Raw genomic sequence first — 21195 nt, 5'->3', positions numbered from 1 at the left:
GGCCATGCCCGCCCGGATTCCCCCTGCCCGCTCGGCCGCCCTCGTGCTGGGGGGCGCCGCCCTCGCCGCCTGCGCCGCGGCGTTCGCGGAGGGCACGGTGGCGGGGGTGGCGGTGCTGGCCGCCGCCGCGAGCGGCCTCTTCCTCGTGCGCGCCCGCGCTCAGGCCGCGGCGGCGCGGCGCGAGACGGCCGCCGCGCTGACGCGCCTGCAGGCCATCGTGGACTCGATGGTGGAGGGCGTCATCTTCGTCGACGCCGACGACCGGGTGGCGCTCGTGAACGAGGCGGGCAAGGCGTTGAAGAACCTGGCCGGGCCGCCCGGCCGCGCCCTCCAGGACTGCCACCCGCAGGCCACGCGCGAGATGCTGGGCCGGGTCATGGGGTGGCTCCGCGAGGGCCAGAACCCCGGCCCGAGCCACTCGATCATCAAGGAGAAGGAGGGGCGCTACGAGACGACCTACGCGCCGGTCCGGGCGCGCGACGGCAGCCACCTCGGCGTGGTCATGGTCATCCGCGACATCGCCGACCGCCGCCGGCTCGAGCGGCGGCTGCTGGACGCCGAGCGGCTGGCCGCGGTCGGCCAGATGTCGGCCCAGGTGGCCCACGAGCTGCGCAACCCGCTCAACGCCATCGCGGGCGCGGCGCAGTACCTCCGCCGCATCCTCCCCGCGCACGGCGAGGTGAAGGAGTACGCCGAGCTCATCGACGACGAGGTGCGGCGGGTGAACCACTTCGTGGACGAGCTGCTCAAGGTCGCGCGCCCGGCCGACCCGGTCTTCACGCCCTCCTCGGTGAACAAGGTGCTCGCCGAGGCGGCGCGGCGGGCGACGCTGGCGCGCGGGCTCTCCGGCGACGCGCTGCGGCTCGCGCTGGCGCCGCACCTGCCGCCGCTCGACCTCGACCGCGCCATGTTCATGGAGGCGGTGGTCAACCTGCTCGACAACGCCTTCGACGCCGGCGGGGTCGAGCCCCCCGAGCTCGCGAGCCGCTTCGAGGGCGAGGGCGGCGAGGGCGCGGTGGTGGTCGAGGTGAGGGACCGCGGCTGCGGCATCCCGGCGGAGGACCTGGAGGAGGTGACGCGCCCCTTCGTCACCACCAAGGCGCGCGGGACCGGGCTCGGGCTCGTCATCGTGGGCCGCGCCGTCGACCAGCACCGCGCCTCGTTCAGCCTCGCCCGGCGCGAGGGGGGCGGGACCATCGCCACCGTGCGCCTCCCGGTCCGGACCGTGCGCGCGCCCCCCGCGCCCGAGGCGGAGGCGGCGGCCCGATGAGCGCCGACCTCGTGCTCGTCGTCGACGACGACCCCTCCACCCGCAAGGTGGCGCGGGCGAACCTCTCGCTGGAGGGGTTCGAGGTGCTCACCGCCGGCTCCGCGGCGGAGGCGCTGCAGCGGCTCGGCGACTCCGACCCGCTCGCGCTCGTCACCGACCTCAAGATGCCGGACCGCGACGGCATCGCGCTCATGGACGAGGTGCACGCGCTCCGCCCCTCCTTGCCGGTCGTGCTCGTGACCGGCCACGCCACGGTCGAGACGGCGGTGGCCGCCATGAAGCGCGGCGCGATCCACTACCTCACGAAGCCGGTCCGGTACGAGGAGCTGGCGCTCGTGCTCCGCCACGCGGTGACGGGCGAGCGCTCCCGGCGCGAGCTGACGCGCCTGCGCGGCGAGCTGGAGCGCGAGGCGGGCTTCGACGAGCTGGTGGGGACCTCGCCCGAGATGCGCGACGTGCTCGCGCTCGTGGAGCAGGTCGCCGGCGCCGACGCGACCGTGCTGCTCCGCGGCGAGACCGGCACCGGCAAGGAGCTCCTCGCCCGCGCACTGCACCGCCGCTCGCCGCGGCGCGAGCGCCCGTTCGTGGCGGTGAACTGCTCGGCGGTGCCCGCCGGGCTGGTGGAGAGCGAGCTGTTCGGGCACGAGAAGGGCGCCTTCACCGGCGCGGTGGCGCGGCGGGTGGGCCGCTTCGAGCAGGCCGACGGCTCGACGCTCTTCCTCGACGAGATCGGGGAGCTCGACCCCGCCGTGCAGGCCAAGCTCCTGCGCGTGCTGCAGGAGCGCGAGTTCACGCGGGTGGGCGGCACCGCCGCGCTCCAGGTGGACGTCCGCATCGTGGCCGCCACCCACCAGCCCCTCGAGGCGCGCGTGCGGGAGGGGCTGTTCCGGGAGGACCTCTACTACCGGCTCAACGTCATCCCCATCCGGCTCCCCGCGCTGCGGGAGCGCCCGGGCGACGTGCCGCTGCTCATGGAGCACTTCCTGGGCGAGTTCGCCAGGCGGTACGGGCGCGTGGTCGGCCCCCCGCCGCCGGAGGTGCTGGCGGCGGCGCGCGAGCACCTGTGGCCCGGCAACGTGCGCGAGCTCCGGAACCTCTGCGAGCGGGCGGCGGTGCTCGGCTGGCCGGCGGTGGCGCCGCTCCTCACCGGCGATGCCCGCGCGCCCGCCTCCCTGGCCGCCTTCGCCGACCTCGACGCCCCGCTGCTCGAGGCGCGGGCGGCGCTCGTCGAGCGCTTCGAGCGCGAGTACCTGGTCCGCCTGCTCACGCAGCACCGCGGCAAGGTGGGCGAGGTGGCGCGCGCGGCGGGCATCGCCGAGCGGAACCTCTACGAGAAGATGAAGGCGCTCGGGCTCAACCGCGAAGACTACCGGTAGCCAAGCGCTTTCGGATGCACCCATCCGAGAGCATCGGATGCGCGGGTCCGACCGGGATCACGCGGGGTGCGACGTTCTGTCCAGGGCACGCCGTATCTCAGCGTGGTTGAACTGAGGCTCGCAGGTGGCCCCACCTTTGCTCTCGTACCCCTCGCCTGAGGGACCCGCGGATGGACCGCGGAGGGAAGGAACCATGCGCCAACCGCGCGGTGTCGCCGCCATGCCCATCCTCGCCGTCGCCGCGCTCGCCGGCGTGGCGGTGGGTGTCGCCGGCTATGCGTTCGAGTACGCGAGCGGCTCGTCTTACCTCGGGAACGACCCGGCGACCTGCGCCAACTGCCACGTGATGGCGAGCCACTACGCGGGCTGGCAGGCGGCGCCGCACCACCTCGTCGCGACCTGCAACGACTGCCACACGCCCGCGGGCTTCCCGGCGAAGTACATCGTGAAGGCCACCAACGGCTATCACCACTCGATGGCCTTCACGCTCGGCGGTTACCCCGACGTCATCCAGGCGCGCCCGGAGAGCAAGCGGGTCGTCGAGGACAACTGCCGCCGCTGCCACGCCGCCCTGGTCGAGGACATCGCGCACGGGCGCGACGTCTCCTGCGTCCGCTGCCACGCCTCCGTCGGCCACCTCCGCTGAACCCCGACCTCTCACGCCGCATCGCACCGAAGGAGCACCTCATGACCGCCGAAGCAACGCCCCGCCGGAACCGCGGGCTCCTCATCGCCCTGGTGGCCGGCGTCTTCGCGCTGGTGGCCATCGCCGCCGCCGCGCTGCTCGTCAACATCAGCGAGCGCAAGTCCGAGGCGCGCCACGCCTTCGTGAAGGTCGTCGACGTGGGCGAGAACGACACCGACCCGGCCAAGTGGGGCAAGAACTGGCCGCGTGAGTTCGACGACTACAAGCGCACGGCCGAGCGCACCGCCACCAAGTACGGCGGCGGCGCGGGCACGGCCGAGGGCGAGATGCCGCCGGAGAAGGCCGACCGCGACCCGTGGCTGAAGCGCGTGTTCGCCGGCTACCTGTTCGCGGTCGACTACCGCGACCGCCGCGGCCACGCCTACATGCTGAACGACCAGGAGGTCACGAAGCGCAACGTGCCCGCCGAGGGGAAGCAGTCCGGCAACTGCCTGCACTGCCACGCCTCGATCACGCCGCTCTACAAGAAGCTCGGCAAGGAGGCGGCGCCGCAGGCGAGCGAGGCCGATCAGCTCCAGGCCGGGCTCGTGAAGGTGGGCGAGATGGGCTACTGGGACGCCTACAAGCAGCTCGGCGAGCTGGCCGGCCAGGGCGGCAAGCCGCACCCGGTCTCCTGCGTCGACTGCCACGACCCGCAGTCGATGGAGCTGCGCGTGACGCGCCCCGGCTTCATCGCCGGCATCCAGAAGCTCGCCGCCTCGAAGGCCGACGTCCCGCACCTCCCGTCCATCGAGCGCTGGCGCAAGACCGACCGCAAGAAGGCGTACGACCCGAACCTCGACGCGACCCGCCAGGAGAAGCGCGCCTACGTCTGCGGCCAGTGCCACGTCGAGTACTTCTGCGGCAAGGGGCAGACCATCTTCTTCCCGTGGGCCGAGGGGCTCAAGGTGGAGCAGATGGAGCACCTGTACGACAACACGATGGTGAAGGGGCAGCGCTTCAAGGACTGGACGCACGCCGAGACCGGGTTCGAGGTCCTCAAGGCCCAGCACCCCGAGTTCGAGGTCTGGAGCCAGGGCATCCACGCGCGGAGCGGCGTCACCTGCGCCGACTGCCACATGCCCTACAAGCGCGAGGGCGCGCAGAAGTTCTCGGATCACTGGGTGCGCAGCCCGCTGCTCCAGCCGAACCGCGCCTGCGCCAGCTGCCATCCGTACAACGACGACGAGCTGAAGGCGCGCGTGATCGCCATCCAGGACCGCCACTTCGCGCTCCTCACCCGCGCCGGCGAGGCGAACGTCGCGATGATCGACGCCATCGTGGCGGTGCGGAAGCCCTACGACGACCGCGCCCGCGAGGCCGCGGCCGCCAAGGCCAAGGAGACGCTCGCGAAGCAGGAGGCGTTCCAGAAGGCGCCCAAGGAGGAGCAGGACAAGAAGCTCGCCGCCGAGGTGAAGGCGAACCTCCTCACCGCCTGGCGCGCCACGGTCGAGAAGACCCCGGCGCTGAAGGAGCTCGAGGAGCTGCAGCGCGCCGCGCAGTGGCGCCTCGACTACGTCGCGGCGGAGAACTCCATGGGCTTCCACGCGCCGCAGGAGCTCGGCCGGGTGCTCGGCGAGTCCATCGACCTCGCCCGGCAGGCGCAGGTGAAGGCCACGCTGCTCGGCGCCACCACGAGCGCCACGGCCTCGGCGGCCCCGGCCGCCGCCACGCCGACCGCCAAGCGGTAGGAGGATCGCCATGCGGAGACGCGAGACCGTGCTCAGCCTGGGCGCCGCGCTGGTGACGGCGGCGCTCTCCGCGGCGGTGGCGCTCGGGGCCTGCGCCGGCCCGAGGGCCACCCCGCGCCCCGCGGCGGCGGCGCAGGGGGCCCACCCCGAGGTGGACACCGGCCTCGCGACCTGCGCCGAGTGCCACGCGGAGGTGACGCCCGAGGTGGCCGCGCAGTGGCGCGGCGGCCGGCACGGGGTCGCGCTCGTGAAGTGCTTCATCTGCCACGGCTCGACCGGCGCCGACTTCCGGGCCCGGCCCGAGCCGGCCGGCTGCGGCAGCTGCCACCCGGTGCAGGCCGCGGGCGCCGCCCAGGCCCGCTGCTTCGACTGCCACGCCCCTCACGCCCTCGCGGCGAAGGGCACCTCGCCCCACCCCGCGCCCCCCCGGAGCTGACCATGGCGCTCTCCCGCCGAGACTTCCTCAAGACCACCGCCGCCGCCTCCGCGCTCTCCGCGCTGCCGGCGCCGGCCCTCGCCGCCGAGGACGGCGACACCCGCTGGACGAAGAGCGTCTGCCGGTACTGCGGCACCGGCTGCGGCCTGTACGTCGGCGCGCGCGGGGACCAGGTGGTGGCGGTGCGCGGCGACCCGGAGGACCACAACGCCGGGTTCCTGTGCGTGAAGGGCGCCCTGCTGCCGCAGATCCTTTCGGCGCCCGACCGCCTGCTCCACCCGCTCATCCGCAAGGGCAACGGGTTCCAGCGCGCCAGCTGGGACGAGGCGATGGGGCTCGTGGCGGCAAAGTTCCAGGAGGCGATCCAGAAGTTCGGCCCTGACGCGGTCGGCTTCTACGGCTCGGGGCAGGGCCTCACCGAGGAGACCTACGCCGCGAACAAGCTCTTCAAGGCCGGCCTCCGCACCAACAACGTCGACGGCAACCCGCGCCTCTGCATGGCGAGCGCGACCGCCGGCTACGTCGGCACCTACGGCAAGGACGAGCCGATGGGGTGCTACGAGGACCTGGACCACGCCGACGTCTTCCTCATCATCGGGTCGAACACCGCCGAGGCGCATCCGGTCCTCTTCCGCCGCATCGTGCGGCGCAAGGAGGCGGGCCGGAACGTGAAGGTGATCGTGCTCGATCCCCGGCGCACGGCCACCTCGCGCATCGCCGACCTCCACCTCTCCTTCAAGCCCGGCGCCGACCTCGCCATCCTGAACGCGATGGCCCACGTCCTCTTCGCCGAGGGGCTCGTGGACGACGCGTTCATGAAGGACCAGGTCGCGTTCGGCGAGGGCGCCGAGGCGAACAAGACGCGCGCCGACTACGAGAAGTCCCTGGCCGCGTGCACGCCCCAGGCGGCGGCCGCGCTCGCCGGCTGCAACGCCGAGGACATCGTCCGGGCCGCGCGCTGGTTCGGCGAGAAGGGCCGCACCGCCACCTCGCTCTGGTGCATGGGGCTGAACCAGCGCACCCAGGGCGTCTGGGTGAACCAGCTCGTCCACAACCTCCACCTCGTCACCGGGAAGATCGGCGTGCCCGGATCGACGCCGCTCTCGCTCACCGGGCAGCCCAACGCCTGCGGCGGAGTCCGCGACGGCGGCGCGCTCTCGCACCTCCTGCCTTACGGGCGGGTCGTCGCGAACGAGAAGCACCGGGCGGAGATGGAGAAGCTGTGGGGCGTGGCGCCGGGCACCATCAGCCCGAAGCCCGGCCTCCCGACCGTCGACCTCTTCCGGGCGCTCGAGGACGGGAAGCTGAAGTGCCTCTACGTGATGTGCACGAACCCGGGCCAGTCGCTGCCCAACGTCGACCGCTACCGGAAGGCGATGCGGCGCGAGGGCGCCTTCCTGGTGGTCACCGAGGCGTTCCACCCCACCCGCACCAGCGAGCTCGCCGACGTGGTGCTGCCGGCGGCTCTGTGGGCGGAGAAGGAGGGCGTCTACGGCTGCACCGAGCGCCGCTACCACCTGCTCGAGCGCGCGGTCGCTCCGCGGGGCGAGGCGCGGCCCGACCTCGACATCCTGTGCGACCTGGCGGCCCGGCTCGGCCACGGGAAGCTCCTGCCGTTCAAGGCGCCGGCCGAGGCCTGGACCGAGATCCTGGAGACGGCCCGGGGCACCGCCTACGACTTCAGCGGCATGACGCGGGCGCGGCTGCAGCAGTCGCACGGCCTGCTCTGGCCGCTGCCCAGCGCCGGCCACCCCGGCACGAAGCGCCGCTACGTGCGCGGCGAGGACCCGTTCGTCCCGGCCGACCACCCGCTGCGGATGAAGTTCTACGGCCGCCCGGACGGCCGGGCGGTGGTGTGGTTCCGGCCGCAGCGGGATCCCGGCGAGGTGGTGGACGCCGCCTACCCGCTGTGGTTCACGACCGGCCGCGTCCTCGAGCACTGGCACACCGGCACCATGACCCGGAACTGCCGCGAGCTGCGGCACGCCAACGCGGAGGCGCTGGCGGAGCTCCACCCGCAGGACGCCGCCCGGCTGGGCGTGAAGGACGGGGATCGCGTGCGGGTGAGCTCGCGGCGCGGCGCCGAGACCTTCCGCGCCAAGGTGGCGGAGGGCGCGCGGCTCGGGGTCGTGTTCGTGCAGATGCACGACCCCGACCACCTGTGCAACCGGGTCACCCACGACGCGGTGGACCCGGTCTCCCGCCAGCCCGAGTTCAAGATCTGCGCGGTGAAGCTCGAGAAGGCGTGACGCCGGCGGGCGGGCGCCGTCCTCGCGCCCGCCCCCGGACGCCGGGCGCTACCGCTCGGAGTCCACCAGGAAGGCGAGCAGCACCAGCGCCGAGGCGGCGATGAGGAACGCCAGGAAGTGCGTCAGCAGGATCTGCATCTGGAACTCGCGGCGCGCCTCGGCATAGGGCTGGAAGCTGAAGGTCACGCCCACGCCGCCCCGGTTGCTGCCGAGCGTGTACCCCTGCTTGGCGTGGCAGCCGAGGCAGGGCTGATCGGTCTTGAGGGGGGACATGTAGCGGAAGATCTCCTCGCTGCCCTGCTGCCCGGCGCGCGTCTCCACCGTCGACGCCTCGATCGCGCCGTTCTCGAACGAGGTGAGCGCCCCCGTCTCCCACCCGTCCGGCGAGTTGCCCGGGTTGAGCGGGCGCAGGCTGGTGAGGTGGAGCTGGACGCCGTGGCCCTTCTGCAGCGTCTCGGCCACGAGCCGGGTCATGTACGCCGGGTTCACCTTGGTGAGGGCGATGCCCTCCATCGAGGTGAGGTCGCGGACCGGGTCCTCGAGGAACGGGTTCGGGACCGCACCCTTCTCCACCGGGACGTAGACGCCGCCCATGCCCGCGTTCCAGCGGCGGGTGGCGATGACCTGCTCGACGGTGGCCCGCGCCGTGACGAGCGCGAGCCTGCGGAACGCGCTGTCGAGCTGGCGGCTGCGATAGACGCACGACACCGCCATGGCGACCGTGAGGACGACGCCGATGCCGATGACGTAGAGCTGGAACCGCGACTTGCCGGAAGCCATTGGACGTTCTCCTGCGGGTCTGCGGCGGGTCGCGCATCGCTGCGCGGCGCCCGGCCGTCCGTCCGCACTGGTGCCCCTCTCCCGAGGGCTCGCCCGACGATCTCCGAGGGGCCGGCCCTTGTCCACCCGACACGCGCCCAGGTCCGCGCACAAGGAATCCCCGGCTGACGCGGCGGGCCGTGTACAATGCGCTCGGCCGCACGCCCGTGGCCTGGGGGAGGGTTTCGGGATGACGAGCTTCCGGTCACGCGCGGCGCACCTCGCCGCGCTCGCCCTCGCGGCCGGGGCCGCCGCGGGGCCGAGCCCCGCGCGCGCCACCGGCGAGGTGGTCGTCATCCGGAGCACCGACCTGCCGGCCTACCGGGCGGTCGAGCAGAGCTTCCTCGCGTCCGCCGGGATGGCAGGCCGGGCGCTGCAGCTCGCGCCGGGGAACCTGGCCGAGCAGGTGCGCATCACGACCAGCGGCGCGAAGGTGCTCTTCGCCATCGGCCCGGACGTCGCCGTCGCGGCCGCGTCGCTCGGCGCGCCGGTGCTCTACGCCATGGTCCCGAGCGCCGCGGGCGCCGGGCTCGATCCCGCCCTCCCCGGCGTGCCGATGTACGTCTCCCCGGGGCACCAGGTGCGGGCGCTGCACACCGCGCTCCCGCGCGCGCAGCGGGTGGGGATCCTGTACGACCCCGCGATCTCGAGCGGCCAGGTGGCGGAGTGCGAGTCGGCGCTGCTCGGGGCCGGCCTGCGCCTCGTGCGCAAGGAGGTCTCGAGCCGGGCCGAGGTGCCGGGGGCGCTGCGCCAGCTCCTCCCCGGCGTCGACGTGCTGTGGCTCGTGCCGGACACGACGGTGATCGGGGCGGAGACGCTCCGCGTCCTCCTGCAGACGCCGCTCGCCGCCAAGGTCCCGGTGGTCGGCTACACCGAGATCATGGCGCGGGCGGGCGCCCTCCTCACGGTCGAGGCGCGCTGGGACGACGTCGGCCGCAAGGCCGCCGCCGCCGCGAAGAAGATGCTCGCCGGCGGCAAGCCCGCGCTGAGCGCCCCCGACGGCGCCCTCTACCTCAACGCGCGGACCGCGAGCGCCCTGGGCATCGAGCTCTCGCCGCAGCTCCGCGCCGAGGCCGCGCACGTCTTCGAGTAGCCTTCGCGCTCACCCGCCGAGCGCGGCGAGGAAGCTCCGCCCCACCCTCGCCTCGGCGCCGAACAGCTCGGCCACCGTGGCGCCCAGATCGGCGAAGGTCTCGCGGACCCCGAGCGGACCCCCGCCTCTCCCCGGCGCGTGGACCAGCAGCGGGACGTACTCGCGCGAGTGATCGGTGGAGGGCGTCGTCGGATCGCAGCCGTGGTCCGCGGTGACCGCGAGGACGTCGCCCGGCCGGAGCCGCTCGAGGAGCCGCGGCAGGGCCCGGTCCAGCTCCACCAGCGCCCCGGCATAGCCCCGCGCGTCGTTGCGGTGCCCGTACAGCATGTCGAAGTCCACCAGGTTCACGAACAGGAGCCCGCGCTCGAGCGTCCCGAGCAGCCGCTCGGTCTGGCGCAGGCCGTCGGCGTTCCCGGCGGTGTGGACCGCCTCGGTGATGCCCTTGCCGTCGAAGATGTCGGGGATCTTGCCCACCCCCACCACCGGCACGCCGCGCTCGGCGAGCCGCTCCAGCACGGTGACGCCCGGGGTGGCGATGGCGAAGTCGCGGCGGTGGTAGGTGCGGGTGTAGGCGCCGGGGCGGCCCACGAACGGCCGCGCGATGACGCGCGCCACCCGCCAGCGGTCGAGCTGCCGCCGCGCCGCGAGACACCAGGCGTAGAGGGTCTCGAGCGGGACCGTCTCCTCGTGGCAGGCCACCTGGAACACCGAGTCGGCCGAGGTGTAGACGATGGGCCGGCCGGTGCGCTGGTGCTCCTCCCCCAGCCGCTGGATGATCTCGGTGCCGCTCGCCACCTCGTTCCCGAGCACGCCCGGCGCGCCCGTCTCCGCCAGCCAGGGCTCGAGGATCTCGGGCGGGAAGCCGCGCGGGAAGAGCCGCAGCGCCTCCTCGAGGACGATGCCCATCATCTCCCAGTGGCCGGTGATGGTGTCCTTGCCCTGCGACCGCTCCGCCATCTTGCCGTAGAAGCCGGCCGGCGCCGGATCGGGCGGGACGCCCAGCATCGGGGTGAGGTGCCCGAGGCCCAGCCGGCCGAGGTGCGGCAGCGCGAGGCCGCCCACCGCGCGGCTCACGTGGCCGAGGGTGTCGGAGCCCGCGTCGCCGTAGGCGGCGGCGTCGGGGAGCGCGCCGCAGCCGGCGCTGTCGGCCACCAGGATCACGAAGCGACGCCGGTCGGACATGCCCCTGTTCTAGGCCCATTCCGGGCGCGGCGCACGCAGGGCGGCGCCGCCAAGATCGGCGCCATGTGGCCCACCGCGCTCTCCCGCCGCCTCGGGATCGATCACCCCCTCGTCGTCGCCCCCATGGCGGGCGGCCCCACCACGCCGGCGCTGGTGGCGGCCAGCTCCGAGGCGGGCGCGCTCGGCTCGTTCGCGGGCGGCTACCTCGCGCCGGAGGCCATCCGCGCCGCCATCCGCGACGTCCGCGCCCGCACCCGGCGCCCCTTCGCCGTGAACCTGTTCGTACCCGAGCCGGCGGCGGCGCCGCCCGGCGAGGAGGAGCTCCGGGCGGCGGCGGCGGCGCTCGAGCCCATCGGCCGCGAGCTGGGCGTCGCCCTGCGACCGCGCCTCGCGGCGCCGCCCGACTTCGCCGGCCAGCTCGCGGTGGTGAAGGAGGAGCGGGTGCCGGTGTTCAGCTTCACCTTCGGCGCGCTCCCGGCGGAGGAGGTGGCGGCGCTGCACGCGCTCGGCATCGCGGTGCTCGGCTCCGCCACCACCGTCGAGGAGGCGCGCGCGCTGGAGGCCAGCGGCGTCGACGCGGTGGTGGCGCAGGGGGCCGAGGCCGGCGGTCACCGCGGCACCTTCGCCGGGCCGTTCGAGCGCGGGCTGGTCGGCACCCTGGCGCTCGTGCCGCAGGTGGTGGACGCCGTGAAGGTGCCGGTGGTGGCCGCGGGGGGGATCATGGACGGCCGCGGGGTGGTCGCGGCGCTGGCGCTCGGCGCGGCCGCGGCGCAGCTCGGCACCGCCTTCCTCGCCACGCCCGAGAGCGGGGCGAGCGCGCTGCACAAGCGGGAGGTGCTCGCGCCGCGCGGCGGCTCCGATCCGACGCGCCTCACCCGCGCCTACTCCGGGAAGCTCGTGCGCGGCTTCGCCACCCGCTTCATGGTCGACGTGGAGCGGGCGGGCGCCATCCTGCCCTACCCGCACCAGAACGCGCTCACGGGCGAGCTGCGGCAGGCGGCGGCGCGGCAGGAGCGCGCCGATCTCGCCTCGATGTGGGCCGGGCAGGGGGTGGCGCTCGCGCGGGCGCGGCCGGCCGGCGAGCTCGTGCGCGAGCTGATGGCGGAGGCGGAGCGGGTCGCGGCGCGGCTCTGCGAGCGCTAGCCGGGCGGCCCGGCGCGGGTCACCAGCTGCCGGTCACGAGCGCGACGCCCGCGCTCGTCCCGAGCCGGTTCGCGCCGGCGCGCACCATCCGGAGCGCGTCGGCGGCGGTCCGGATGCCGCCCGAGGCCTTCACTCCCGCCGCCGGCCCGGCCAGCGCGCGGAGGAGCGCGACGTCCTCGACGGTGGCCCCGCCGGGTCCGAAGCCGGTGGAGGTCTTCACGAAGGCGGCGCCGGCGGCGAGCGCCAGGGCGCAGGCCGCCGCCTTCTCCGGGCCCGAGAGCGCGCCCGTCTCGAGGATGACCTTCACCGCCGCCGGGGCGGCGGCGCGCACCACCGCGCTCAGGTCGGCCAGGGCGCCCGCGTGGTCGCGGGCGGCGAGCCGGGGGAGCGGGAAGACGACGTCGATCTCCCGCGCGCCCAGGGCGGCCAGCCGGCGCGCCTCCTCGGCGCGCGCCGCGGCCGGCGCCGCCCCGAGGGGAAAATCCGCCACGGCGATCGGGCGGGGCGCCGCCCCCGCCAGCCGGCGCACGACCAGCGCGAGGTGCGCCTCGCGCACGCACACGCCGGCGAAGCCGTGCTGGAGCGCCTCGTCGCAGGCGCGCTCGACCTCGCCCTCGCCCGCGCCGGGGCGCAGGACGGTGTGGTCGACGAGCGGCGCCAGCTCGCGCGGCGACGCGAGCGGGGTACTCACTTGAGGACGATCGGCTTCCGCACGCGGATGGCGTCGCCGCCGAAGGTCGGGAAGCGGATCTTGCCGCTCTCGTTCTTCAGGCACTCGCCCAGGTTCGTGCCGTTGAGCTCCACGTCGTCGAGCGTCGGGTACATCGCGTGGCCGTTCGGGTTGACGGTCATGGTCACGTTGACCGTGCGGCCGTCGAGGGCGACGTTCGGCTCGTTCTTGCGCGCGGTGGAGAGACAGGCGTCGAAGGCCGCGCGGTGGCTGGCGAACGCAGCGTCCACCTTGGCCTGGTCGAGCGACGGCTCGCCGCCGCCCGAGGACGGCGCGCTGGCGGCCGCCGACGCGGCGCGGCCGAGCGCGGGCGGCGGCGTGTAGCGGGCGATGGGCCGCGCCTCCGGGGCGGGCGCGGGCGCGGGCGCCGGGGCCGGCGCGGCGACGGGCGGCGGCGGGGCGGCGCGCGCCGGTGCGGGCGGAGGCGGAGGCGGAGTCGCCTTGGCGACCTCCTTCCGCCGGGGCATCGCCGGCGCGGGCTTCTCGGGCGCCTTGGCGACCTTCGCCGGCCTGGGCGCCGGGGCGGCGGCCTGGGCCGGAGGCGGCACCGGGGCCGGCGCCGCGACGAACGGAGCCGCCGCGGGCGGCTCGACCGGCGCGGCGGCCGCGGCCGGGGGGGGCGCGCGCTTCTCGGGCGCGGCCGCGGGCGCAGGCGCGGGCGGCTGCGGGCGCGTGGCCGCGACGGGCGGCGGCGGCCGGGGCGCAGGCGCGGTGCTGGAGCTCTTGCCTCCCACGAGGGCGTACGCCGCCACGCCGACGAGCACCAGCGCGGCAGCGGCGCCGCCCGCGATGAGCGGCATCGAGGACTTCTTGCCCGGCGCCGGAGCGGCAGGCTTCGCGGACCGGGGCGCGGCCGGGGCGGCGGGCGCGGCGGCGACCACCGGCGCGGGCGTGGGCGGCGAGCGCCGCCCGCGGTCGATCGCCGGGGTGGGATCGGCGGGCTGCCGCACGGGCGCGACCGCGATGTTGTTCGTGACGTCCTGCATCTCCCGCGAGAGGTCCGCGAAGGCCGCCTCCGACTCGTCGGCGGTCGGCTTGGCGGCGCTCGCGGGGCCCTCGGTCGGCACGTCCGCGAACGGGTCGAAGGCGGGGCGCGGTGCCGGAGCCGCCGGCGGCGGCGGGGAGGCGGTGGCGAAGGGATCCGGCGACGGCGCCTTGAACGGATCGGCGGCCGGCGCCGAGAACGGATCCGCCGCCGGCGTGGGCGCGAACGGATCGGAGGGCGGGTCGAGGGAGAACGCTGCCGAGGTGGGCGTGGTCGCCTCGACCGCCGGCAGCGATCCCGGCGTCGGGGTCGGCGCGCTGCGATCGGGCTTCACGACGATGAGCTGCCCGCACTGCTTGCACTTCATCTTGAAGGCGCGCCCGCGCACCTTCTCGTCGGCGACGTAGGATCGCCCGCACTTCTCGCACGTGAACTTCACGAGGCGAATCCTACTCTCCGGCGGAACGTCGGCTCAAGCTGGCGCGCGATCGGATATCGCGCCGTCCCGCGGCGCGGGGGCACTAGCCGCCCGGCGCGCGCTGGCGCGGGGTGGGCCCGAGGGCGACGATGGGCGCGGAGGTGGGCTCGCACCCTCCGTCCTCCTCGTCCAGCCAGGGATCCGCGCCCGTCGCGCCGCCCAGCCGCGCCAGGAGATCGCGGTCGAGGAGGTGCGACGGCACCACCTTGCCGAGGGCGTGCAGGAGGTTCCCCTTCACCGCCGGGTGCTCCGCCGAGAGCGCGGCCAGGAGCTCCTTCACGCGGCGCCGGCGGAGGTTCGGCTGCGAGCCGCACAGGTCGCACGGGACGATGGGGAACCGCATCTCGCTGGAGAACGCGGCGATGTCCTCCTCCGCCGCGTAGCACATCGGGCGCACGACGACGTTGCGGCCGTCGTCGGAGCGGAGCCTGGGCGGCATGCTCTTGAGCGAACCCGCGTAGAGCGCGCTGAGGAGCAGCGTCTCGACGAGATCGTCGCGGTGGTGGCCGAGCGCGATCTTGTTGCAGCCGAGCTCGACCGCGGTGTTGTAGAGGATCCCGCGCCGCAGCCGCGAGCACACCGGGCAGGTGGTCTTCCCCTCCGGCACGAGCCGCTTCACGATGGAGTAGGTGTCCTGGCGGAGCATCCGGTAGCGCACGCCGACGGCCCGGAAGTGCTCCTCCAGGACGTGCGCCGGGAAGCCGGGCTGCCCCTGGTCGAGGTTCACGGCGGTGAGCTCGAAGCGCACCGGGGCGCGCTCGCGCAGGCGCATGAGGAGGTGGAGCAGCGTGTAGCTGTCCTTCCCCCCGGAGACGGCGACCATGAGGTGGTCGCCCTCCTCGATCAGGTCGAAGTCGCGCACCGCCTGGGCGGTGGCGCGGAGCAGGCGGCGCTCCAGCCGGTCGCGTTCCTCCATCATGCGCGACCTATAACACCGCTCTCCCGCTTTTCCTTTGACGCTTCCCGCGGTCCTGCGATAAAGCGCCGGTCCCAGGTCGCACGAGGAGCCCATGCCCGCGAAGGATCTCGGCCAGAAGCACGTCTGCTGGAAGTGCGGCACGAAGTTCTACGATCTCAAGAAGGCCGACCCGGCGTGCCCGAAGTGCGGCAGCGACCCGCGCGCCGCGCCCAGCAGGCCCTCGCCCGCCGCCGAGCGGCGCCGCGCGGCGAAGGAGGAGCCGATCGAGGAGGTCGCCGAGTCGGTCGAAGCGGCCGATCTCGAGGACGCGGCCGAGGACGACGCCGAGGAGCCCGACGAGGCCGAGGAGCCTTGAGCCCGGCGGCCGCGGCGCGCGTCAGCGGCCGTAGCTGAAGTCGGCGCGCGCGGCCCCCTCGGCCGGGACCGTCACGCGCAGGGTCCGCTCGCCCAGGCGCTCGTGCCAGGCGCGCACCGTGTACTCGCCGGGCGGCACCCCGCGCACCGCGAAGGTGCCGTCGTCGCCGGAGACCGCCGCGGGCCCGGCCGTCACCACCACGTAGGCGATCATCCAGGCGTGCACGTCGCACCGCACCTGGATCACCCCCGGCCGCTCGAGCGCGGCCTCGGCGCGGTCCCCGCGCGAGGCGAGCGCCAGCTCGAAGCGCGAGCGCCGTCCGGCCCACCCCCGCACGCTGTGCAGGATGGGGTCGCCGTTCGCCACCTCCAGCGTCGATCCGGCGGGCACCGCCTGGACGTGCGGGGCGAACCGGCACCGGTCCTGCCCGAGCGCCGCCCGGACGGGCGGCGGGCGGGGTGCCCCCTCCACCTCCACCACCGCGAGGGCGACCCGGCCGGCCGGCGACACCTTCAGGGACTCGTCCGGCTGCGACGCGCCGCAGGTGGCGCCGTCCTTCGTCACCGGGGCGGCGGGCAGCGGCGCGGGCGCGCCCTGGAAGGTGACGGTGCCCACCACGTCTCCGGCGCGTGCGGCCGGCCCGAGCGCGGCGAGCGCCAGGGCGAGGGCGGTGCGGATCGTCATGGCGCCCAGCGTTACCCCGCGCCATCCGCGCACGAGAGAGCCCTCTTAGGGCGCTCGCCTCCGAGGGGCCGCCGGCGCGTTGCCGCCCGCTCGCTCCCCCCCTAATAGAAGGGCCGTCCGCAGCCGGCGCGGCCTCCGGGCCGCCCACGCGAGGCCCACCCCGTGATCCAGGTCCCCATCGCCGAGGTCCTCCAGCCGCGCAGCCCGCTCGCCGTCGCGCGCGACGTCGTCGCGCTGGGCAAGCCGCGGCTCGCGTCGCTCGTGCTGTGCACCACCGCCGGCGGGTACTGGCTCGCGCCCGGCCACCGCGACGCGCGCACCGCGGCGGCGCTCCTCGCCGGCACGGCGCTGGTCGTCGGCGCGGCCAACGCGCTCAACGAGTTCCTCGAGCGCGACGTCGACGCGCTCATGCGGCGGACCCGCGATCGGCCGCTGCCTGCCGGGCGCCTCGATCCCTCGGTCGCGCTGGCGGTGGGCCTCGGGCTGCCCTGCCTGGCGCTCCCGGCGCTGGCCCTCCTCACCAACGGGGTCACCGCCAGCCTGGCGGCGCTGGCGCTCTTCTCGTACGTGGTCCTTTACACCCCGATGAAGCAGCGCAGCTCGCTGGCGCTCTTCGTGGGCGCGGTGCCCGGCGCCATCCCGCCGCTCATGGGCTGGACCGCGGTCACCGGCCGGCTCGACGCGGGCGGGCTGGCGCTCTTCGCGCTCCTCTTCTGCTGGCAGCTCCCGCACTTCCTCGCCATCTCGATGTACCTCAAGGAGGACTACGCGCGCGGAGGGCTGCGGGTGTTCGCGGTGGTGCACGGCGACCGCGCGACGCGGACCTGGGCGGCGGCGACGAGCCTGCTCCTCATCCCGGTGTCGCTCCTCCTCTTGCCGCTCGAGCTGGCGGGGCCGCTCTACGGCCTGGCGGCGGCGCTGCTCGGCGGCGGGCTGGCGGGGTACGGGCTCACCGGCCTCTGGCAGCGGGGCGCGGCGAACCGCTGGGCGCGCAACTTCTTCCTCCTCACGCTCGCCTACCTCACGCTCCTCTTCGCGGCGCTGCTCGTGAGCGGGCGCTGAGCGTGAGCGGCTCCTCCCACCCCGCCATGGCCGCGCGGCCGCCCGGGCCCGCCGCCGGCCCGGCCGCCCCGCCCCGGCTGGCCGTGCGCGACCTCGCCTTCCGCTACGGCGACCGCGAGGTGCTGCGCCGCGTCTCGTTCGAGGTCGCGCCGGGCGAGATCCTAGGGCTGCTCGGCCCGAACGGCGCCGGGAAGAGCACCCTCTTCTCCATCCTGACCGGCCTGCTGCTCCCCTCCGGGGGCGCGATCCGCCTCGACGGCCAGGAGGTGCCGCCGGGCGCGCGCGCGCTCCGGGCGCGCCTCGGGGTGGTGTTCCAGGCGCCCAGCCTCGACGCGAAGCTGACCGCCCTCGAGAACCTCACGCTGGGCGGGCTCCTGTTCGGGCTCGGGCGGCGCGAGGCGCGGGACCGGGCGCGGGAGCTGCTCTCCGCCGCCGGCCTCGCCGACCGCGCCTCCGACCAGGCGGGGAAGCTCTCCGGCGGCATGCGGCGCCGGCTGGAGCTCGGGCGCGCGCTGGTGCACCGCCCGGCCATCCTCCTCATGGACGAACCCACCACCGGCCTCGACGCCGCCGCGTTCCGCCAGACCTGGCAGGCGGTGCACGCGCTGCGCGAGCGCGAGGGGCTGACCGTGCTGCTCACCACCCACCGCCCGGACGAGGCCGAGGCCTGCGATCGGCTGGCGGTGCTGGCGCGCGGCCGGGTGGTCGCGACCGGCACGCCCGAGGCGCTCCGGGCGCGCGTGCCCGGCGACGTGGTGACGATCGAGGCCGACGACCCGGCGGCCCTGGCGCGCGACATCCGGGAGCGGCTCGGGCTCGAGGCGCGCCCCGGGCCGCACGGCGTGCAGGTGGAGCGCGAGCGCGGCCACGAGCTCGTCCCGCGCCTGGTGGAGGCGTTCCCGCGCGGGCGGTTCCGGGCCGTGGCGCTGCGGCGCCCCAGCCTCGCCGACGCCTTCCTCGCGCTGACGGGCGAGGCGCTGGAGGACGACGCGTGACGGCCCTCGGCTACGACCTCGCGACCGCGCGCGTGCTCTGGGGGCGCGACCTCACCCGCTTCTTCCGCCAGCCGTCGCGGCTCGCCGGCGCGCTCGGGCAGCCCATCCTGTTCTGGCTCATCATCGGCTCGGGCATGGCGGGCACCTTCCGCATGCCCGGCGCCGCCGTCGGCTACCTCCAGTTCTTCTACCCGGGCGTCGTGCTGATGGTGGTGCTCTTCGCGGCCATCTTCACCACCGTGTCCGTCATCGAGGACCGGCACGCCGGGTTCCTCCAGGCGGTCCTGGCCGGGCCCGGGTCGCGGGCGGCGCTGGTGGCCGGGAAGGCGCTCGGCTCCGCCTCGGTGGCGCTGTCCCAGGCGGCGCTCTTCCTCCTCCTCGCGCCCGCCGCCGGGTTCCACGTCCGGTCGGTGAACTGGCTCCTGCTCGCGGCGGCGCTGGCGCTGTGCGCGGTGGCGCTCTCCGCGCTCGGCTTCGCGGTGGCCTGGGCGGTGGACAACGTGCAGGGGTACCACGCCATCCAGATGACCCTGCTCGTGCCGCTGTGGGTCGTCTCGGGCGCGATGTTCCCGCCGAGCCCCGACCACCCCGGGTTCGCGGCGGTGATGCGGGCGAACCCGGTCGCGTACGCCGTCTCGGCGGCGCGCCGGGCGCTGGGCGGACCGGACGCCCCCGGCGCCCTGCCCGGCTCGGCGGGGCGCGACCTCCTCGTCCTGGCCGGCTTCGCGGCGGCCGCCCTGGCGCTGGCGGTGGCCGCCGCGCGGAGGCGCCGGTGACGGTCGCCGCCGCCCTCCCCACCGTGAACGCCGCGCTGAACGCCACCAGCGCGGCGCTGCTCCTCCTCGGCTGGCGCGCCATCCGCGCCGGGCGGCGCGAGCTGCACCGGGCGCTCATGCTCGGCGCCTGCGGGAGCTCGGTGCTCTTCCTGGCGGGCTACTTCACGCGCATCGCGCTCACCGGGACCCACCGCTTCCCCGGCGGTGGCGCGCTCAAGGCGGTGTACCTGGCGGTGCTGGCGAGCCACACCCTGCTCGCCGCGCTGACCCTCCCGCTGGTGCTCCGGACGCTCCAGCTCTCGCTCGGCGCGCGCTTCCCCGAGCACCGCCGCGTGGCGCGGGTGACCTTCCCGGTCTGGATGTACGTCTCGCTGACCGGGGTCGCCGTGTACGTCATGCTGTACCACCTCGCGCCGCACCATCCGTGAACCACCTCCTCCACCGCGCCGCCGCGCTCGCGCTCGCCCTCGCCGCCTGCGGCCCGGCGCGGATCGACCTCGAGCCGGCCAGCGTGCAGCTGCACGCGCGCGGGCAGCGGGCCACCGTCCACGCCACGCCCCGCGCGGCCAGCGGCGAGCCCCGGCCCCGCGACGCTTGCCGCTGGTCCTCCTCGGACGAGCGGATCGCGACGGTGACGGGGCGGCACAACGAAGGGGAGGTCACCGCCGCCGGGCACGGGCGGGCGGTGATCCGGTGCGAGGTGGGCGGCGTCGCCGCCGAGGCGCCGGTGACGGTGACGCTGGTGGCGCGCCTCGCCGTCGCGCCCGCGCGGCTCGAGCTCGTGCTGCGCGACGAGCCCGCCCCGGCCGCGCTCGCGGTCGAGGCGCTCGACGCCGAGGGCCGGCCGGTCGCCGGCCGCGCCGCGGTGACGCGCTGCCTGGACGAGGCGGTCTGCCGCGGAGACGCGCGCGGCCAGGTCTGGCCGGTGGGCGCGGGGACCTCGCGGGCGACGGTGGAGGTGGACGGCGCCTCGGCCGAGGTGCCGGTGCGCGTCGTCGATGCCCGCAGCGCCGCCGGGCGGCCGCGCCAGGTCCGGGTCAGCCCGGCGGAGCGGCTGGCCGCCCCGCCCGCGCGCGAGCGCCGCTAGGCTAGGCGCGCCCCACCGCGGACTTGAGCCCGCTGGCGAGGTCGTTGAGCGAGCGCGCCTGGACCGCCACCGACTGCGTGGAGGCGATGGCCGCCTCGGTGGCGGCGTAGATCTCGTTCATCGCCTTCAGCACCTCCTCGATGCCGTGGTCCTGCTGCTGCGCCACGCTGGCGATGGCCTTGGCGGCTCCGGACGACTCCTCGAGCGCGCCCGCCAGCTTCCGGATGGCGGCGCCGGTGGAGGAGGCCACCTCCGCGCCCTGCTCGGCCCGGCGCACGCCGACGTCGGCCGCCGCCACGGCGGTCATGACCGCCTTGTGCATCTCGATGAGGATGGTCTTCACCTGCCCGGCGGCGCGCTTCACGTCGTCGGAGTGGTTGCGCATCTGCTTCACGACCGCCGCCAGCGAGTCGCCCTCGCTGCCGAGCCGCTTCGCCTCGCGCTCCACCGCCTCCACCATCTGCTGCGAGCGATCGGCGATGCTGCCCACCACCGAGGCGATCTCGAAGACGTCGCGCATCCGCTTGTCGAGCGCCTGGATGCGCTGCGACAGCCCGCGCACCTCCTCCGAGATCTTGGCCAGCTCGGCCGTCGAGCGCTCCACCGCCGTGAGCCCCTCGTCCGACGCCCGCTTCGACTTCTGCGCCAGCCCCACCACCGTCTCGGCCGTCAGCGCCGCCTGGGTCGCGGTGTGGCCGAGCTGGCCCATGGTGGCGGTCGTCTCCCGCACCGAGGCGGCGGTCTGGACCGTCATGCTGCTGAAGGAGGACACCGCGGAGAGCAGCGTCTGGGCCGATCCGAACAGCTCGCCGGCGGTCTTCTCGAAGCGCTCGCGCCTGGCGGCCTCCAGCGCGATCACGTCGTCCTGGCGCCGGCCAGTGATGGCGGCCATGACGCACAGGACGAGCGGCGCGAAGTCGATGACCCAGAGCAGCGGCTCGCCCTGCGCGAGCAGCAGCGCCGACCCGAACGGCTCGTTCTGGAAGTGCGTCACCGCCTCGATGAGCGTGCCCAGCACCGGGAACAGGATCCCGAAGATCGCACCGAACACGGCGTAGCGGCGGCTGAACATGGGCACCTCGGCGAGGGTCGGTATCGCCACAGGGTGGCGGGGACCTCGCCGTCCCGCCATCCCACGACGCCAGGTCGGCGCCAGCGCGCAGTGGGTGCGCATGCCACC

At 75.4% G+C, this 21195-nt stretch carries 21 protein-coding genes; 14 read left to right on the top strand and 7 right to left on the bottom strand.

Features of this window, described 5'->3' with window-relative positions; all coding sequences use genetic code 11:
* Positions 1-4: 4 nt before the first annotated feature.
* The 6 genes from HWY08_RS04160 to HWY08_RS04135 all read left to right on the top strand — a co-directional run bounded on the left by HWY08_RS04160 (position 5) and on the right by HWY08_RS04135 (position 7707).
* Positions 5-1270 carry a two-component system sensor histidine kinase NtrB gene (locus tag HWY08_RS04160; protein ID WP_176063239.1) on the top strand — a complete coding sequence of 422 codons (1266 nt, stop codon included), beginning with the start codon at positions 5-7 and terminating at the stop codon, positions 1268-1270.
* A complete protein-coding gene (locus HWY08_RS04155) occupies positions 1267-2646 on the top strand; it encodes a sigma-54-dependent transcriptional regulator (protein ID WP_176063237.1) in 1380 nt (459 codons plus the stop codon). Before HWY08_RS04160 ends, HWY08_RS04155 begins: the two co-directional genes overlap by 4 nt.
* Positions 2647-2839: 193 nt before the next feature.
* Positions 2840-3292: a cytochrome c nitrite reductase small subunit gene (gene nrfH, locus HWY08_RS04150; RefSeq protein WP_176063235.1), complete on the top strand. Its 453-nt coding sequence runs from the start codon at positions 2840-2842 to the stop codon at positions 3290-3292.
* Positions 3293-3333: 41 nt separating this feature from the next.
* Positions 3334-5022, top strand: coding sequence for an ammonia-forming cytochrome c nitrite reductase subunit c552 (locus HWY08_RS04145; protein WP_176063233.1), 1689 nt, complete (start codon positions 3334-3336; stop codon positions 5020-5022).
* Positions 5023-5032: 10 nt separating this feature from the next.
* A complete protein-coding gene (locus HWY08_RS04140) occupies positions 5033-5458 on the top strand; it encodes a hypothetical protein (protein ID WP_176063231.1) in 426 nt (141 codons plus the stop codon).
* Between the two features lie 2 nt (positions 5459-5460).
* Complete coding sequence (locus tag HWY08_RS04135; RefSeq protein WP_176063229.1) at positions 5461-7707, top strand: molybdopterin oxidoreductase family protein; 2247 nt, start codon at positions 5461-5463, stop codon at positions 7705-7707.
* A 48-nt stretch (positions 7708-7755) separates the two neighbouring features.
* Here the strand turns inward: HWY08_RS04135 and HWY08_RS04130 are convergent, their stop codons facing one another.
* Positions 7756-8487, bottom strand: a complete 732-nt coding sequence (locus tag HWY08_RS04130) for a Tll0287-like domain-containing protein (protein ID WP_176063227.1) — start codon at positions 8485-8487, stop codon at positions 7756-7758.
* Between the two features lie 229 nt (positions 8488-8716).
* Here HWY08_RS04130 and HWY08_RS04125 point away from each other — a divergent pair, with 229 nt between their 5' ends.
* Positions 8717-9619 (top strand): ABC transporter substrate-binding protein, encoded by a 903-nt coding sequence (locus HWY08_RS04125; RefSeq protein ID WP_176063225.1) that lies wholly within the window; start codon positions 8717-8719, stop codon positions 9617-9619.
* Positions 9620-9628: 9 nt separating this feature from the next.
* Here the strand turns inward: HWY08_RS04125 and HWY08_RS04120 are convergent, their stop codons facing one another.
* Positions 9629-10801 carry a phosphopentomutase gene (locus HWY08_RS04120; protein WP_176063223.1) on the bottom strand — a complete coding sequence of 391 codons (1173 nt, stop codon included), beginning with the start codon at positions 10799-10801 and terminating at the stop codon, positions 9629-9631.
* A gap of 63 nt (positions 10802-10864) precedes the next feature.
* Between HWY08_RS04120 and HWY08_RS04115 the strand changes: the two genes are divergently transcribed.
* Entirely contained in the window at positions 10865-11944 is a 1080-nt protein-coding gene (locus HWY08_RS04115) for an NAD(P)H-dependent flavin oxidoreductase (RefSeq protein WP_176063221.1), read from the top strand.
* A 19-nt stretch (positions 11945-11963) separates the two neighbouring features.
* Here HWY08_RS04115 and deoC read toward each other — a convergent pair whose 3' ends face one another.
* From deoC to ttcA, 3 genes are all read right to left on the bottom strand, one after another.
* A complete protein-coding gene (gene deoC, locus HWY08_RS04110; RefSeq protein ID WP_176063219.1) occupies positions 11964-12635 on the bottom strand; it encodes a deoxyribose-phosphate aldolase in 672 nt (223 codons plus the stop codon).
* Positions 12632-14098 carry a hypothetical protein gene (locus HWY08_RS04105; protein ID WP_176063217.1) on the bottom strand — a complete coding sequence of 489 codons (1467 nt, stop codon included), beginning with the start codon at positions 14096-14098 and terminating at the stop codon, positions 12632-12634. Before HWY08_RS04105 ends, deoC begins: the two co-directional genes overlap by 4 nt.
* Before the next feature lie 82 nt (positions 14099-14180).
* Entirely contained in the window at positions 14181-15053 is an 873-nt protein-coding gene (gene ttcA / locus HWY08_RS04100; RefSeq protein WP_176063931.1) for a tRNA 2-thiocytidine(32) synthetase TtcA, read from the bottom strand.
* Between the two features lie 94 nt (positions 15054-15147).
* Between ttcA and HWY08_RS04095 the strand changes: the two genes are divergently transcribed.
* Positions 15148-15411, top strand: coding sequence for a TIGR02300 family protein (locus tag HWY08_RS04095; protein WP_176063215.1), 264 nt, complete (start codon positions 15148-15150; stop codon positions 15409-15411).
* Between the two features lie 21 nt (positions 15412-15432).
* Here HWY08_RS04095 and HWY08_RS04090 read toward each other — a convergent pair whose 3' ends face one another.
* Complete coding sequence (locus tag HWY08_RS04090; protein ID WP_176063213.1) at positions 15433-16095, bottom strand: carboxypeptidase regulatory-like domain-containing protein; 663 nt, start codon at positions 16093-16095, stop codon at positions 15433-15435.
* A gap of 165 nt (positions 16096-16260) precedes the next feature.
* On the opposite strand from HWY08_RS04090, the gene cyoE reads away from it, so the two are divergent.
* From cyoE to HWY08_RS04065, 5 genes are read left to right on the top strand one after another with little or no spacing between them, the layout of a single operon-like run.
* A complete protein-coding gene (gene cyoE / locus HWY08_RS04085) occupies positions 16261-17157 on the top strand; it encodes a heme o synthase (protein ID WP_235969485.1) in 897 nt (298 codons plus the stop codon).
* A gap of 26 nt (positions 17158-17183) precedes the next feature.
* Entirely contained in the window at positions 17184-18152 is a 969-nt protein-coding gene (locus HWY08_RS04080) for an ABC transporter ATP-binding protein (RefSeq protein WP_176063929.1), read from the top strand.
* A complete protein-coding gene (locus HWY08_RS04075; RefSeq protein ID WP_176063211.1) occupies positions 18149-18928 on the top strand; it encodes an ABC transporter permease in 780 nt (259 codons plus the stop codon). The genes HWY08_RS04080 and HWY08_RS04075 overlap by 4 nt, the downstream gene beginning before the upstream one ends.
* Entirely contained in the window at positions 18925-19356 is a 432-nt protein-coding gene (locus HWY08_RS04070) for a DUF420 domain-containing protein (RefSeq protein ID WP_176063209.1), read from the top strand. Before HWY08_RS04075 ends, HWY08_RS04070 begins: the two co-directional genes overlap by 4 nt.
* Positions 19353-20015: an Ig-like domain-containing protein gene (locus HWY08_RS04065; RefSeq protein WP_176063207.1), complete on the top strand. Its 663-nt coding sequence runs from the start codon at positions 19353-19355 to the stop codon at positions 20013-20015. Before HWY08_RS04070 ends, HWY08_RS04065 begins: the two co-directional genes overlap by 4 nt.
* Before the next feature lies 1 nt (position 20016).
* On the opposite strand, the gene HWY08_RS04060 is transcribed toward HWY08_RS04065, so the two are convergent.
* A complete protein-coding gene (locus HWY08_RS04060; protein WP_176063205.1) occupies positions 20017-21087 on the bottom strand; it encodes a methyl-accepting chemotaxis protein in 1071 nt (356 codons plus the stop codon).
* Positions 21088-21195 lie beyond the last annotated feature (108 nt).

Origin of the sequence: Anaeromyxobacter diazotrophicus, assembly GCF_013340205.1 — a bacterium.
Taxonomy (GTDB): Bacteria; Myxococcota; Myxococcia; order Myxococcales; family Anaeromyxobacteraceae; genus Anaeromyxobacter_A; species Anaeromyxobacter_A diazotrophicus.
This window is presented reverse-complemented; position numbering and strand designations above follow the sequence as displayed.

Excerpts from the sequence above, each read along its gene's own strand:
- HWY08_RS04090 (WP_176063213.1), bottom strand. The coding sequence starts at position 16,095 with ATGACGATCCGCACCGCCCTCGCCCTGGCGCTCGCCGCGCTCGGGCCG.
- HWY08_RS04060 (WP_176063205.1), bottom strand. The coding sequence starts at position 21,087 with ATGTTCAGCCGCCGCTACGCCGTGTTCGGTGCGATCTTCGGGATCCTG.
- HWY08_RS04140 (WP_176063231.1), top strand. The coding sequence starts at position 5,033 with ATGCGGAGACGCGAGACCGTGCTCAGCCTGGGCGCCGCGCTGGTGACG.
- HWY08_RS04125 (WP_176063225.1), top strand. The coding sequence starts at position 8,717 with ATGACGAGCTTCCGGTCACGCGCGGCGCACCTCGCCGCGCTCGCCCTC.
- HWY08_RS04120 (WP_176063223.1), bottom strand. The coding sequence starts at position 10,801 with ATGTCCGACCGGCGTCGCTTCGTGATCCTGGTGGCCGACAGCGCCGGC.
- HWY08_RS04135 (WP_176063229.1), top strand. The coding sequence starts at position 5,461 with ATGGCGCTCTCCCGCCGAGACTTCCTCAAGACCACCGCCGCCGCCTCC.
- HWY08_RS04080 (WP_176063929.1), top strand. The coding sequence starts at position 17,184 with ATGGCCGCGCGGCCGCCCGGGCCCGCCGCCGGCCCGGCCGCCCCGCCC.
- HWY08_RS04160 (WP_176063239.1), top strand. The coding sequence starts at position 5 with ATGCCCGCCCGGATTCCCCCTGCCCGCTCGGCCGCCCTCGTGCTGGGG.
- HWY08_RS04115 (WP_176063221.1), top strand. The coding sequence starts at position 10,865 with ATGTGGCCCACCGCGCTCTCCCGCCGCCTCGGGATCGATCACCCCCTC.
- ttcA (WP_176063931.1), bottom strand. The coding sequence starts at position 15,053 with ATGGAGGAACGCGACCGGCTGGAGCGCCGCCTGCTCCGCGCCACCGCC.
- HWY08_RS04145 (WP_176063233.1), top strand. The coding sequence starts at position 3,334 with ATGACCGCCGAAGCAACGCCCCGCCGGAACCGCGGGCTCCTCATCGCC.
- HWY08_RS04095 (WP_176063215.1), top strand. The coding sequence starts at position 15,148 with ATGCCCGCGAAGGATCTCGGCCAGAAGCACGTCTGCTGGAAGTGCGGC.
- nrfH (WP_176063235.1), top strand. The coding sequence starts at position 2,840 with ATGCGCCAACCGCGCGGTGTCGCCGCCATGCCCATCCTCGCCGTCGCC.
- HWY08_RS04130 (WP_176063227.1), bottom strand. The coding sequence starts at position 8,487 with ATGGCTTCCGGCAAGTCGCGGTTCCAGCTCTACGTCATCGGCATCGGC.
- HWY08_RS04155 (WP_176063237.1), top strand. The coding sequence starts at position 1,267 with ATGAGCGCCGACCTCGTGCTCGTCGTCGACGACGACCCCTCCACCCGC.